Here is a 14,221-nt window from a genome sequence, read left to right on the forward strand (position 1 = left end):
AACGGCAAGTCCAGCAATGCCTGGATTTGAGAAACGCTCCAGCGCGGTGATCCCGTTTCTGCCCCGGCTATGCCCTCCGGCTGTTTTTTTGCTGGCTGCTTTTCGGTTATATCGAGGTTAGCAGTGATGTCGGAGATAAACTGATTCATACTATGTCCTTATATCGTTTTCTTTTTGGAGAAACGATGCGTGATCGTCTCGCCGCCAACGCGGCAGAAGCGACTCACTTCTTCGTTGCCTGGTAGAATCATCACGGATTACGCCATAGTTGTCAATTTTTCATCCAGCATTATTGAACAATAGATCAAAAATTATGCAGGCACTATTCAAGCAATACTGCCTGCTCTGCGGCACCACCAGTGATAATGACTTGTGCACGCCTTGCCGGGACAGCCTGCCTCATCCGCCGCTTCACTGTTGTGCTGTATGCGGACTGCCTGCGTCGGAATCCCGTATTTGTGGCGCCTGCCTCGCAAACCCGCCGGCGTTTGATCAAACCGTGGCGGCATTGCGTTATGCGTTTCCAGTGGACGCTCTTGTTCATTCGCTTAAATACCAGGCAAATCTTCCGATGGCGCTCGTACTGGCTGATTTACTGCTGGCACGGATTGACGGTATTGCGTGCCCGGATTTCATCGTGCCGATGCCGTTGCATCCCGCTAAACTGCGTGAAAGAGGTTTCAACCAGGCACTGGAAATCGCCCGAAACGTGTCAAAGAAATCCGGCATTCCACTATTGCCCGCCATCTGCGAGCGCATCAGGGATACGCCCTCCCAGACCGGGTTGCCGTGGAAGGAACGCGCAAAAAATATCCAGAATGCATTCACGTGCGAAACGGACCTTACAGGTAAGCGTATTGCCATACTGGATGACGTCATGACCACCGGCGCAACTCTCAACGAACTCGCAAAAGTACTACGCAAGGGCGGCGCTACGTATGTGAGCGGGTGGGTGATCGCACGAACGCTGCCCGGCGATGTGTAATCGTGCTTTTTTAAATCGGTGGGATATCGTGTGCTCCGGCTCTGCAATAAAATTCGGCAAAGTTGACCAGCATCATGCTTGACGTGATTTTATTTCAACCGGAAATTCCGCCCAACACCGGTAATATCATACGGCTGTGTGCCAATACCGGCGCAAGGTTGCATCTCATCAAGCCGCTGGGCTTTATCCTCGAAGACAAGCAATTACTGCGCGCCGGGCTGGATTATCACGAATTTGCCAGCATGAGCGTCCATGAAAACTGGACAGAATGTGCCGAGCGTTTGCAAGGACACCGTTTTTTTGCCGTTTCCACCAAGGGAAAACAACGCTATGATTTGCCCGCTTATACCAGCAAAGACGCGTTTCTTTTCGGTGCGGAGAGCCGGGGACTGCCATCCGGATTACTGGAGAGTTTTTCCGAACAGCATCTTATCCGTGTGCCCATGGTATCCGGAAGCCGTAGCCTCAATTTATCCAACACGGTCGCGGTAGTCATTTATGAAGCATGGCGGCAGATGAAATTCGAGAAAGGAGTATAACCAGCAAAAACAAAACGTGTTTTTCCGGTATTCGATAGCGAACTTTCAGGTCAATAATTTTCTGTCTTCGGCTCACGCCCGAGCAAGGCTTCCACGGCCGCTCCCGCGGATACGCCGGCATATAGTATGCTGCATACAGCCTTCGTAATCGGCATCTCAACTTTTAATTCCTGACTTAACCGCAGCACTTCCCTTGCGGTAGGAACTCCTTCCGCGGTGTGTCCCAGTTCACGCAGAATATTGGGCAGTGGATGGCCTGCCGCAAGCATGAGGCCCACCCGCCGATTGCGTGACAGGTCGCCTGTACACGTGAGTATCAGATCGCCTGCACCGGTCAAGCCCATAAAAGTTTCCATACAGCCGCCGAGCTTGAGGCCCAATCGCGTAATTTCCGCAAGCCCTCTTGTAATCAATGCGGCCCGGGCGTTGTGACCAAAACCCATGCCGTCCGAAATCCCGGCGGCAATCGATATGACGTTCTTGACCGCCCCACCCGTTTCCACGCCTACGATATCCTTGCTTGAATAGACCCGCAGCCGGGTAGTGTGCAATTGCGCCGCAACATTCCGGGAAAACTTTTCATCATGCGATGCCAACGTCAGGGCAGTGGGAAGGCCTTGCGCAACTTCCTGCGCAAAGCTGGGCCCCGACAATACACCGCAGGACGCAACGCCGGCATACTCTTCCTGCGCCACTTGATGAGGCAGCTTGGCGGATTGCGCCTCGAATCCTTTACAGCCCCACACCACCGGGATAGTCTTTCCGCAAGCGGCCATCTGACGTAGCGTATCGCGTAAACCGGCGATTGGCACAACGATCAGGGCAAGTTCGGCAAACTCAATGGCGACGTCAAGAGCGGAGGTCAGCCGCAGAGAATCAGGCAAGGGAAAGGCTGGGAAATAACGCCGGTTGATTCGCTGTGAAACAAGCTCGGCAAGATGGCCGGGGGTTCGGGTCCACAAGGTTACCTGATGGCTTGAACTGGAGTTTGCGCTGAGGCTGATAGCCAGGGCCGTGCCCCATGCACCGGCCCCGAGAACGGCTATTCTCACGAACCCCAGACCTGTTGCGTTCTAACGTAACCGATTTGTCCGTCGCGGTGGCGCACCTTGACCCAACCATTCGCGGCGGGTTCCAACTGTTCCATCACAACGTTTTGCTGAGCCCGGAATACCAGCGTCGAACTCGCATTCGCAGCCTGATAAGCGTCGGCCTGTGGCACGGTGACAATCACATAGCGTTTTTCGCTTAATGCCTTTTCTTCCACCCAGGCAAGAGTGCCTCCACTATCGCGCACCTTGACCCAGCCTTCAACCTTCACGACCGCCTCTACCGGCAAATGACGGCTCGCCACATACACTTTATCCGCCTTGAACGACGGCGCGTCATACATGACGGTAGCATTATCAATGATCGAATAAAACTCAAACGCCGCAATGGCGTATCCTGGAAATACCGGAAACAACAACACGCCGACCAGCAATGCCGTCAGATCCCGGCGCAGTGGGAATAGCATTTCGAGAAACGTGGCACAGGCGTGCTTCATTTCAGTGAGTTGTTTTCTTCTCTTCTTCCGGTACTTCCCCTGCCACGGCCTTCGTCTCGGCTTGCTGCTTTCCCTGTTGATAAAGCGCCTCGAAATTCACCGGGCTTAAAATTACCGCGTGAAAGCCGGCGCGGGTGACGATGTCTGAAACGGTCTCACGCAAGTACGGAAAAAGAATATTGGGACATGCAATTCCCAACACCGGATCCAATTCAGCCTCCGCCACGTTGCGAATCTGGAAAACTCCCGCCTGCCGCACCTCCACCAGAAACATGGTCTTGTCCTTGACCTTCGCGGTAACGGTTATGGTTAACAATACTTCATACATCCCCTCATCGATACGCTCGCCCTTCGTGTGCAGATGTATGTTCACCTCCGGCGTTTCACGCTCAAGAAAAATTTTTGGGGCGTTGGGAATCTCAAGGGATAAATCCTTGACATAGATTTTTTCAATGCCGAAAACGGGTTGCTGCTGGTCGCTCATGTTGGATTCCAATGGAGTCATCAAAATAGGATGTTACCGCAAAAAACCGCGCTACAGTATTCATGCAATGAAAAACGCATAATGCGCTCGGAAAAACACGGCACACAGGTATTACAGGGTATTCCGGGCAATCAATTTGCCGGAGTCCCGATGTCTCCGCTCTTTTGCATACCCGGTGATTGGACTGTCAGGAGCTTTACCAATTCGTTGCTGCGGTCGAGTCGTGCCAAATCCTCATACCCTCCTACGTGGGTATCGCCGATGTAGATTTGTGGAACGGTGCGACGCCCGGTTTTTTTTATCATCTCGGCACGCCGGGCAGGATCCAGATCAATACGGATTTTTTCGATTTGCGTCACACCCCGGGAATGCAGCAGGCGTTCCGCTCTTATGCAATATGGACAGAAACCGGATGAGTACATAACGACCTTCATGACATCCTCATCATTTCTTCACTATCGGCAAATTGGCCTGCCGCCATACATCGATGCCTCCTTCAAGGTTATGCACATGCTCAAACCCGTGCTTGCGCAAAATCGATCCGGCTTTGCCGGTGGAATTAACCCCGCTGCGATGTATCAATACGATCGGCTTGCTCTTGAATTTTTCCAGCTCATGCATGCGTTCTTCAAGCTTGTCAGCGGGAATATGCTTTGAATTAGGCACGTGGCCCGACTCGTATTCGCTGCCTTCGCGCACATCCAGCACCAGCGCGTCCTTGTAATTAATCAGTTGAACCGCTACCAGCGTATCCACCTCATGGCCGGAGCGGCGAAACAGCAGCGGCCACAGCAACATGCCGCCACTCAGCAGGGCGGCCACAATCAGCGCAATATTATTCTGCAAGAATGTCACTTCCATACTCCTCAATTTTCTCAACCAGGGATTTTATCAGAGACGGGAATGTAGCGGAATTCTCTCGTTCCGGCGGCCTCTGAGGCATGGAACATAAAATCCGCCGATTGATCCAACTGATATCCGGATTCTCCGAATTCCCGTCCTGGTATAGCGCGGCCAGGATGGCTGGGGACAAGTCCATGGCCTTGCATGCTGCGGGCGACGTCAAAATATATTAAAATGCTACAGCATTTCAAACCGCTTCACAGAAAATCTCATCCCTTTTATAAAGAACAGTATGAAAAAACTCGTTCTCCTGCGGCATGGAGAAAGTACCTGGAACAAGGAGAACCGTTTTACTGGCTGGACAGACGTGGATTTATCACCAAAAGGTCTGGAAGAAGCCAGAAACTCCGGTCGGCTATTGCGAGAAAACGGGTTCGCGTTCGACGTTGCCTATACTTCCGTATTGAAACGCGCGATTCGCACATTATGGATCGCGCTGGATGAAATGAACCAGATGTGGATCCCCATCAATTTGTCCTGGCGATTGAACGAGCGCCATTACGGCGCGCTGCAAGGCCTGAGCAAGATAGAGACGGCGATTGAATATGGCGAAGAACAGGTCCTGATCTGGCGGCGCAGTTACGATATTCAGCCACCCGCCCTGACGCCGGAGGATGAGCGCTATCCCGGGTTCGATCCGCGTTACCGGAACCTGGCCAAACAGGATATTCCATTGACTGAATGCCTCAAGGATACCGTGGCAAGATTCCTTCCGTACTGGAATGAGACGATTGCCCCACAGGTAAAATCCGGACAGCGCGTCCTTATCACTGCCCACGGCAATTCTCTGCGGGCGCTAGTCAAGTATCTCGACAATCTCTCCGATCAAGACGTCCTGGAACTCAATATTCCCACTGGCGTCCCGCTTGTGTACGAGCTTGACGATGCTCTGAAGCCAATCCGGAATTACTATCTTGGGGATCAGGCAACAATCGAACAAGCCATGCGGGTAGTGGCCAATCAGGGGAAAATACTGCCTCACCTATGATCCCACCCGTTTTGTTTGCGTGTATGATTTCTTTCGGTAAAAACATGCTGGAAAAACTCAGTCTTGATTCGTATTAATCCCTGGTTGAATAGCATTCGCAAACTTATCCCGGCTTGTGTACTGATATTGTCGCATCCGCTTCATGCTGCTCCAAAAATTGACAAGGAAGACCTGAAGCAGCTACGCAACCAGATTGAATCACTACAGCAAGCACTGGCAGGTACGGAAGAATCTAAATCGGAAGCAGCGAACGCACTGCGTGAATCGGAACGGGCCGTCAATGACGCCACCCGTAAGTTAGCCGCCTTGACCAACGCCCAACGCGAAGCCAATGACAAGCTCAATCAATTGCAGAGTCAATCCAGGCAGATCAAAAATCATGTTGAAGCCCAGCAGTTGCAACTAAGCAAATTGCTTTACCGGCAATATATCAATGGAAGCGGGCAAAAGGAGTACTTGAGCCTCTTGCTCAACCAGCAGGATCCCAACCAGATTGCGCGTAATCTGCATTACCACGGCTATCTCTCGCAAGCGCACTCGGATAACATTAATACACTGCGCATTAATCTCGAACAACTCGATGCGCTCACTCGCGAAAGCCGGGAGAAAAGCTCGGAAATCGCCACGATCCAGATGAAGCAAGCCGAGCAAAAAAAGCATCTGGAGCAGGAAAAAGCCGAGCAGACGAAATTACTTGCACGTATCTCGATGCAGGCTGATCAGCAGCGACGCGAGATCGACAAGCTCAAGCGTGATGAAGAACGGCTCGCGCGCCTGGTGGAAAAAATCGCCAAGCAGCTCGCTAGCAAAAATCGCGCCAAATCTCTGAGCAACAGCAGACTACCTGACGCATCGACGGATGGAAATCCATTCTCCGCGTTGAAAGGCCGCCTGAGTTTGCCGGTGCGAGGGGAACTTGCGAACCGCTTTGGTAGTCCACGTGCTGATGGGGGTATTATCTGGAAAGGCCTGTTCATCCGCTCGGTTAGCGGCGAGGAAGTGAAAGCCATTGCGGGAGGGCGCGTCGTTTTCGCCGACTGGCTGAGAGGATTTGGAAATCTTATGATTGTGGACCACGGCAGCAGTTACATGAGCCTCTACGGCAACAACGAGACCAATCATAAACAGGCGGGGGACGCTGTTCGTGGTGGCGATACAATCGCGACGGTGGGAAACAGCGGCGGCAACCCGGAATCCGGTTTATACTTTGAACTACGCCACCAGGGCAAACCGTTTGACCCTTTGAATTGGGTCAGAATAAAATGAGCAATGAATTTGACAAATGTGGAGAAAAGTTTAATGGGTAACAAGATGCGGCAATTTGGCTTGGTTATTTTCGGCGCGGTAGCCGGCGTAATGCTCAGCCTCAATTTTTCTGCTGTCGCCAACAAGGAGACCCAGGAAGTCCTGCGTCCACTTCCAATCGAGGAGCTGCGCGCATTCACGGAGGTATTCGGCCGCATTAAAAGCGATTACGTTGAACCGGTGGAAGACAAGAAATTGATTACGGAAGCCATCAACGGAATGCTGACCGGTCTCGATCCACACTCCTCTTACCTTGATACCGACGCCTTCAAGGAACTGCAAATCGGCACCCAGGGTGAATTCGGCGGACTGGGTATTGAAGTCAGCATGGAAGACGGGTTTGTCAAAGTTATCTCGCCGATCGAGGATACTCCCGCGTTTCGTGCCGGTATTAAACCCGGCGATCTGATCATCAAGCTGGACGATACCGCGGTCAAAGGCCTATCGCTCACCGACGCGATCAAGCGCATGCGTGGCAAGCCCAACACTTCCATTACCCTGACTGTGCTGCGCAAAGGCGAGCCCAAGCCGCTGGTGTTTACACTGGTACGCGCCGTTATCAAGATTCAGAGCGTCAAGTCGAAAATGATCGAGCCGGGGTATGCATATATACGCATCACGCAGTTCCAGGAACAGACCGGAGAAAACCTGGTCAAGGCCATAGATAAATTGTTTAAGGAAAGCCCCGTTCCGATGAAGGGATTGGTGCTGGATTTGCGTAACGATCCCGGCGGGTTGCTGAATGGTGCAGTTGCGGTTTCTGCCGCCTTTCTGCCGGCCAATTCACTGGTGGTTTATACCGACGGCCGCACCGAGGACGCCAAGATGAAGCTGAAAGCCAGCCCCGAATTCTATCTGCGCGATACAAAAAACGATTATCTGAAACGCTTGCCGGCCGCGGTCAAGACCGTGCCCATGATTACCCTCGTGAATGGCGGCTCGGCTTCCGCTTCGGAAATCGTGGCGGGAGCGTTGCAGGACCATAAACGTTCCGTTGTCATGGGAACGCAAACTTTCGGCAAGGGATCTGTGCAAACCATACTGCCGCTGGGCAACAACACCGCAATCAAACTAACCACCGCGCGCTACTACACGCCCAACGGACAATCCATCCAGGCCAAGGGAATCACGCCGGATATCCTTGACGCATCGGCGAAAGAAGAGACCGAGCGCTTGCGTGAAGCCGACCTGGATCGACATCTGTCTAACGGGAAAGATGGAAAGACGGAAAAGGAAAAGGAAAAGGCGGAAAAATCTGGGGAAGTCAAACCTGATACCGAGGCTGCGAAAGTGGCGCCGAAGCCTGCCGCCAAGGCAGCTAAACCGGAGAACGGCGATGACGCGAACAAGAAGCGTGAGCCACCACCGGAATTTGGTTCCAGCGAGGACCAATTGCTGATCCAGGCAATGAGTTATTTTAAAGACGGTCCGCCAATGCCGAGCAATAACTCTGCCAAGGCGGTTAACTGATATTGATAGATGGCGCAATGCGCTTCGCTTATTGACGCCCTACGCCTGCTGCAAGCACGGTTTGCAGACGGTTTCGGTGGAAGGTGCAATAAGCGGAGCGCATTACGTCGTATGAGAATTCCATCAATCCTGCAGTCATACCTGATTCGCAGCTTCGCCGCTGTACGCAATGGATGACAATCAACTGCTGCGTTACAGCCGCCATATTCTGCTACCGCAAATTGGCGTTCAGGGGCAGGAAGCTTTAATCCGGTCTCACGTGCTCCTGGTCGGCGCAGGGGGATTGGGGTCGCCTGTTGCCCTATACCTTGCCGCGAGCGGGGTCGGTAACCTGACTATTTGTGACGGAGATAAGGTTGATCTGACCAATCTTCAACGGCAAATCGCTCATAATACCAATCGCATTGGCATGCCCAAGACAAGTTCCGCCAGAAAAACGCTCGCCAGCATTAATCCGGAAGTCAACGTCATTGCGCTGAACGAGCGCATGGATGAGCGCAGGCTGCTGGAACTGGCTGCGAATGCCGATGTGGTGGTAGATGCGAGCGATAATTTCCCCACCCGTTACGCCATCAATCGCGTTTGCATGATCCGCAAAAAGCCACTGGTGTCAGGGGCGGTGGTGCGTTTTGACGGACAAGTCGCGGTATTCGACCTTCGTCATACGCAGGGGCCTTGCTATCACTGCCTGTTTCCCGCGAATGGGGAAGATCAGGATATGCGGTGCGCGGTGATGGGTGTATTTGCGCCCCTGGTGGGCATTATCGGTTGTGTACAAGCGGCCGAAACGCTAAAAATCCTGCTCGATATTGGACAAACCCTGGATGGCCGTTTGCTGCTGCTTGACGGTTTGTCGATGGAATGGCACACAATCAAGTTAAATAAAGATCCGGCATGCACCGTGTGCGTTCATGAGACGGTGACGCTTTAAAGCAATTCTTTGCGCTGCGCTTCCCAATATTCCATCGGATCGCGCTTGAAGCCGCTTTTAGCGAACTGGTGCCAGCGGCCCGCCACATAACACATCAGCAAATTGGCGTGAGCAGAGACATCCCGATTGGACGCGATTTCTCCCTCGCTGGCGGCAAAACGCAGCGCCTGTTTCAATGTTGCCTCAAGCCGATCATGCAGCTGATTAATGCGTGTCTGCAGGCGGTCATTCTCATTTATCAACGCGTCGCCCATCAAAACCCGCGTCATTCCCGGATTCTTCCTGGCGAAACCAAGCAATAAGGACATGATCCCTTCGACTTGCCGGATACCGCTTTTCTCTTCCGCTGTCAGCTGGTTGATAAGGCTGAACAGGGTTTTTTCGATGAACCCGATCAAACCCTCGAACATCTGGGCCTTGCTGGCAAAATGGCGGTAGAGCGCCGCCTCCGAGACATCGAGCTTGGCCGCCAATGCGGCTGTTGTAATTTTACCCGCACGGGGTTCCTCCAGCATCCCCGCCAGAACCTGGAGGATTTGATCTTTCCTTTCACCGGGCTTGGCTGGCATGGACTTCTCTCTTCGATAACACTGTTAATTCAATCCAGTAGCCTCTCGCCCATATACTGACCGGCCCACGACAGCGGCTTTTGGGACTACAGATGTGGGGTTGGTATTGATGGAATATCATATGGCGTAATGCGCTTCGCTTATTACACCCTATTTTTTACATAAGCAGCTGGCAATCGATCGAGAGCAAGAGATGATTACCGATCTGCATTGATATTCGCCTTTGCCACTTATACTTATGGCGGATCACTACAAAGGTAAAACACAGGATTGTAGGGTGCAATAAGCATAGCGCATTGCACCATATGCGAAGCTTCAAGTCGAGCCTATCCTAAAACCCGTATCGAGTGGCTACATTAACCCGCCTTTAGCAGCGTCCCCACACCCTTATCCGTCAACACTTCCAGCAGTAATCCATGTTCCACGCGTCCATCGATGATATGACAGGACTTGACGCCGCTTTTCACTGCTTCCAGCGCCGAGCCGATTTTTGGCATCATGCCGCCGGAGATGGTTCCGTCGGCGAACAACGCATCCACCCTCTCCGCCGTCAATCCTGTCAATAAATTCCCATTCTTGTCCAGCACTCCTGGAGTGTTAGTAAGCAGTATCAATTTTTCTGCATTCAGAACGCTGGCTAACCTGCCCGCCACCAAATCGGCATTGATATTATAGGATTCGCCATTTTCGCCCACGCCAATCGGGGCGATTACCGGGATGAAATCCCTTGTTTCGAGCAACTCGATCAAGGCCGGACTAATGCTTTCAATTTCCCCAACCTGGCCGATGTCGATCCATTCGCCGATTTTCTCCCTGTCCTGCATGAGCATTTTTTTCGCGCGAATAAAACCGCCGTCCTTGCCGGTCAACCCCACGGCAAGGCCGCCATGGCGATTGATGAGATTCACGATATCCTTATTGACCAGTCCCCCCAGTACCATTTCCACCACATCCATCGTTTCGGCGTCAGTCACGCGCATCCCCTGGATGAACTCCCCCTGCTTGCCAACCCGGCGCAACATCTCATTGATCTGCGGTCCTCCGCCATGAACGATGACAGGGTTCATTCCCACCAGCTTCAGCAACACCACATCGCGGGCGAAACCCTGCTTGAGGTGTTCCTCGATCATGGCATTGCCGCCATATTTAATGACGATGGTCTTGCCATGGAAGCGCTGGATATACGGCAGCGCCTCAGCCAGGGTTTTGGCTTTATCTTGTGCGGTCGAATGGGATAGGGGCATGGCTCGTTAGCGAATTATGCACCGGGAGTTGGGGTGTTCTTCCTGAACCTCGCGCGTATCCTGGCGATTAAACCGGGACGGGAACCGGCCTCTTTTGTCGCGCTCTCGCCAGGTTCGCCAGGCTCGTCACGCTTGCTGGCAGCGGGGTCGTCGAACCAGGGATAAATCATGGGCATTAGCACCATCGTCATCATGGAGGCAGTGGTCAGCCCGAAGATCACCACGATGGCCAGCGGCTTCTGCACTTCAGAGCCCAAGCCGGTGGCTGCCAGGAATGGCGCCAGGCCCAGCAGTGTGGTGGCCGCGGTCATCAGCACAGGACGGAAGCGCGCCTCGCAACCTTTTCTCGCCGCCTCGGGTATGCTCAGCCCCTGCTCGCGCAGTTCCTTGATGAAAGAAATCAATACCACGCCGTTCAAGATCGATATGCCCCATACCGCGATGAATCCCACCGACGCCGGGACCGACAGGTATTCACCAGTGATGAACAGTCCGACAACACCGCCGACGGAGGCGAATGGCAACGCCAGGAAGATGAGCGTGGCAAGCTTGACCGAATTGAACAACATGAACAACAGGAAGAAGATAGTGGCCAGGGTAATCGGCACGATCACGGAGAGCGTCGCCATGGCGCGCTCCATGTTCTCGAACTGCCCACCCCAAACGAAGTAATAGCCGGTAGGCAGCTTGACTTCCCTCGCTGTGCGTTCCTGCAGCTCGGCCACGAAACCGCCAATGTCGCGGTCATGCACGTTGACGCCGATCACCACCCGGCGTTTGGCGTATTCGCGCGAGATGATCGCCGGACCATCGACGACTTTGATATCCGCCACCGCACTCAATGGCACCAAGACGCCACCGCGCGCCGCCAGCCCGCCGGGACCGGCGCTGCCGGGAGGGCGCAGCAACTGATCGCGGATGGATTCGACATCGTCGCGGAACTCTTCGGGAAAGCGCAAGAGAAGCACAAAGCGCCGCTCACCCTCGAAAACCATGGTGACGGCCTTGCCGCCGATGGCCGTTGCAATCAGCTCATTCACATCGGCAACGTTGAGACCATGACGGGCAATGGCCCGGCGGTCGATGTCGATCATCAATTCCTGTTGGCCCGACAGGCGTTCAAGACGGATGTCGCGTGCGCCCCGTGTCGACTTGATGATACGCGCCACCTGCTCCGACAGCTTGCGCAACTCTTCCAGATCGTCGCCGAAGATTTTGACCGCCATCTGCGAGCGCACGCCGGTCACCATCTCGTCCACCCGTTGCGCGATCGGTTGCGACAGCGCGATATTCACGCCCGGCAGCACCGTCAGCGCTTTGCGGATATCCTCCTCGATCGCCTGCTGGGTGCGGCCGGACCCCTCCAGATCCAGTGCCGCAATGGGATCGGATTCGTTCTGTGATGCCGGGTCGGCGGGTTCCGCGCCACGGCCGAGCTTGGACACCACGCTTGCAACTCCCGGCACCGCGGCGATCAGTTTCGTCGCCTCCATCTCTAGCTCGATCGCTTTGGGCAGCGAAATCGAGGGGACACGGATAATCACGGGCGTCACCGCGCCTTCCTTCATGATGGGAATGAACGACTTGCCGAGCAGCGGAAACAAGGAGAACGCCAGCATGAGAGCACCCAGCGCGATAATGATCGTGATCTTCCGGCTCGCCAGCGCCCGGTCAAGCACGCGCAGGTATACGGACTTGAGGGTGGCCACAATCTTGGTGTCCTGCTCGCTTCCGCCTTTCAAGATGTAATGGCTTAGCACCGGCGACAGCGTTACCGAAACGAACAGGGCTACCATCAGCGAGATGGCGATGGTGACGGCAAGCGGGCTGAATGTCTTGCCTTCCATGCCCTGCAGGGTCATCAGCGGCAGGAACACCAGGACAGTAACAATAACGCCGAAGATCACGGGCGTCCCTACCTCGGCGGTTGCCTTGACAATCGTTTCGAGCTTGGACTCACCGGTGCCGCGGGCCTGGCCCAAACGGAGAAAGACATTCTCCACCACGACTATGGTGGGGTCCACCATCATGCCGATGGCGATTGTCAGCCCCCCCAATGACATCAGGTTGGCAGCGATACCCTGCTGGTTCATTATCATAAACGTAATCAGTGGGGTAATAACCAGTGTCGACACCACGACCAGGCTGGTGCGCAGGTTACCGAGAAAAACAAACAAGACCACGACCACCAGGACCATGGATTCCATCAGCGTGCTGTAAACTGTCCCCAAGGCAGCGTCCACCAGATCAGTCCGGTCATAGAAAGGCACGATCTGGAGCCCGCCCGGCAACAGGCCGCGCTCATTGATATCGGCAATTTTTTCCTTTAGGCGCCCGACGATTTCCTTGGCATTCCCCCCGGCCAACATCATGACGATACCGGCGACCGACTCGGTATAACCCCCCTTGACACTGGCTCCCTGGCGCACCTCCTCGCCGAACTTTACCTCCGCCACGTCACGCACATATATCGGCACACCGTCCATCTCTTTGAGGACAATGTTGCGAATGTCATCCAGTGTCTGGATCAGACCGACGCCACGGATCAAATACTGCTCCGCGTGCAGCGGCAGGATGTTGCCGCTGGCGTTGGCGTTGTTGTTCGCGATAGCCCGGTCGACCGCTGTCAGTGTCAAATCATAATGGCGCAGCCGATTCGGGTCGACCAGCACGTGGTATTCCTTGACAAAGCCCCCGATGGAGTTGACTTCCGCCACCCCGCGGGTGGCACGCAGCAGCGGACGCACCACCCAATCCTGGATGGTGCGCCGTTCCGTCAGCTCTGCGACCGTGAGCGCACGCTTGCCGTCATCAGGATGTTCGATCGTATACTGGTAGACCTCGCCCAGACCGGTGGTGACCGGGCCGAGCACCGGCGTGATGCCCGGTATCAGCCTGGGCGTAACCTCGATCAGCCGTTCCATCACCAGCTGGCGCGCAAAGAAAACGTCGGTCTCATCGGTAAACACCAAGGTGATGAGCGACAGCCCACTCTTGTTTATGGCACGCATTTCCACCAGCCCCGGCAGGCCGATCATGGCAAGTTCCACCGGTACCGTCACCAGCCGCTCGATCTCCTCAGGACTGCGGCCGATCGACACCGTGGCGACGATGACCTGTATGTTGGTCACATCGGGGAAGGCATCGACCGAAAGACTCTTTGCAGCAAAAACGCCTGCGACGCACAGGGCAAGCGCGACCACCACCACCAGCAGGCGCTGCTTGAGCATGGTGCGCACGATTGCTGCAAACATGAC

General features: G+C 54.3%; 14 protein-coding genes. 6 read left to right on the plus strand and 8 right to left on the minus strand.

Going from position 1 to position 14,221, the window contains the following annotated elements:
* Nucleotides 1–313 precede the first annotated feature (313 nt).
* Nucleotides 314–985 carry a ComF family protein gene (locus tag BLP45_RS13495; protein WP_090373015.1) on the plus strand — a complete coding sequence of 224 codons (672 nt, stop codon included), beginning with the start codon at nucleotides 314–316 and terminating at the stop codon, nucleotides 983–985.
* Between the two features lie 74 nt (nucleotides 986–1,059).
* Entirely contained in the window at nucleotides 1,060–1,524 is a 465-nt protein-coding gene (trmL, locus tag BLP45_RS13500; RefSeq protein ID WP_090373016.1) for a tRNA (uridine(34)/cytosine(34)/5-carboxymethylaminomethyluridine(34)-2'-O)-methyltransferase TrmL, read from the plus strand.
* Between the two features lie 50 nt (nucleotides 1,525–1,574).
* Here trmL and BLP45_RS13505 read toward each other — a convergent pair whose 3' ends face one another.
* From BLP45_RS13505 to BLP45_RS13525, 5 genes are all read right to left on the minus strand, one after another.
* Nucleotides 1,575–2,576: an NAD(P)H-dependent glycerol-3-phosphate dehydrogenase gene (locus BLP45_RS13505; protein WP_090373017.1), complete on the minus strand. Its 1,002-nt coding sequence runs from the start codon at nucleotides 2,574–2,576 to the stop codon at nucleotides 1,575–1,577.
* Entirely contained in the window at nucleotides 2,573–3,070 is a 498-nt protein-coding gene (locus BLP45_RS13510) for an SH3 domain-containing protein (RefSeq protein WP_090373018.1), read from the minus strand. The genes BLP45_RS13505 and BLP45_RS13510 overlap by 4 nt, the downstream gene beginning before the upstream one ends.
* 1 nt (nucleotide 3,071) lies before the next feature.
* A complete protein-coding gene (gene secB / locus BLP45_RS13515) occupies nucleotides 3,072–3,554 on the minus strand; it encodes a protein-export chaperone SecB (RefSeq protein WP_090373019.1) in 483 nt (160 codons plus the stop codon).
* Between the two features lie 131 nt (nucleotides 3,555–3,685).
* A complete protein-coding gene (gene grxC, locus BLP45_RS13520; protein WP_090373020.1) occupies nucleotides 3,686–3,988 on the minus strand; it encodes a glutaredoxin 3 in 303 nt (100 codons plus the stop codon).
* Between the two features lie 10 nt (nucleotides 3,989–3,998).
* On the minus strand, nucleotides 3,999–4,415 hold the full coding sequence (locus BLP45_RS13525) for a rhodanese-like domain-containing protein (RefSeq protein ID WP_176754764.1): 417 nt from the start codon (nucleotides 4,413–4,415) through the stop codon (nucleotides 3,999–4,001).
* Between the two features lie 274 nt (nucleotides 4,416–4,689).
* On the opposite strand from BLP45_RS13525, the gene gpmA reads away from it, so the two are divergent.
* The 4 genes from gpmA to BLP45_RS13545 all read left to right on the plus strand — a co-directional run bounded on the left by gpmA (nucleotide 4,690) and on the right by BLP45_RS13545 (nucleotide 9,151).
* Nucleotides 4,690–5,445, plus strand: coding sequence for a 2,3-diphosphoglycerate-dependent phosphoglycerate mutase (gene gpmA / locus BLP45_RS13530; protein ID WP_090373021.1), 756 nt, complete (start codon nucleotides 4,690–4,692; stop codon nucleotides 5,443–5,445).
* 63 nt (nucleotides 5,446–5,508) lie between these two features.
* Entirely contained in the window at nucleotides 5,509–6,711 is a 1,203-nt protein-coding gene (locus BLP45_RS13535; RefSeq protein WP_090373022.1) for a murein hydrolase activator EnvC family protein, read from the plus strand.
* A gap of 33 nt (nucleotides 6,712–6,744) precedes the next feature.
* Nucleotides 6,745–8,220 (plus strand): S41 family peptidase, encoded by a 1,476-nt coding sequence (locus tag BLP45_RS13540; protein WP_090373050.1) that lies wholly within the window; start codon nucleotides 6,745–6,747, stop codon nucleotides 8,218–8,220.
* A 169-nt stretch (nucleotides 8,221–8,389) separates the two neighbouring features.
* Nucleotides 8,390–9,151 (plus strand): HesA/MoeB/ThiF family protein, encoded by a 762-nt coding sequence (locus BLP45_RS13545; protein WP_090373023.1) that lies wholly within the window; start codon nucleotides 8,390–8,392, stop codon nucleotides 9,149–9,151.
* Here BLP45_RS13545 and slmA read toward each other — a convergent pair.
* The 3 genes from slmA to BLP45_RS13560 all read right to left on the minus strand — a co-directional run bounded on the left by slmA (nucleotide 9,148) and on the right by BLP45_RS13560 (nucleotide 14,218).
* Nucleotides 9,148–9,720 carry a nucleoid occlusion factor SlmA gene (gene slmA / locus BLP45_RS13550; RefSeq protein ID WP_090373024.1) on the minus strand — a complete coding sequence of 191 codons (573 nt, stop codon included), beginning with the start codon at nucleotides 9,718–9,720 and terminating at the stop codon, nucleotides 9,148–9,150. The two genes, BLP45_RS13545 and slmA, sit on opposite strands and share 4 nt — an antisense overlap.
* Before the next feature lie 356 nt (nucleotides 9,721–10,076).
* The gene (gene argB, locus BLP45_RS13555; RefSeq protein ID WP_090373025.1) at nucleotides 10,077–10,964 is read right to left on the minus strand and encodes an acetylglutamate kinase; all 888 of its coding nucleotides are present in this window, start codon (nucleotides 10,962–10,964) and stop codon (nucleotides 10,077–10,079) included.
* Between the two features lie 14 nt (nucleotides 10,965–10,978).
* Nucleotides 10,979–14,218: an efflux RND transporter permease subunit gene (locus tag BLP45_RS13560; protein WP_090373026.1), complete on the minus strand. Its 3,240-nt coding sequence runs from the start codon at nucleotides 14,216–14,218 to the stop codon at nucleotides 10,979–10,981.
* Between the last annotated feature and the right edge of the window lie 3 nt (nucleotides 14,219–14,221).

This window comes from Nitrosospira sp. Nl5 (assembly GCF_900102495.1).
Taxonomy (GTDB): Bacteria; Pseudomonadota; Gammaproteobacteria; order Burkholderiales; family Nitrosomonadaceae; genus Nitrosospira.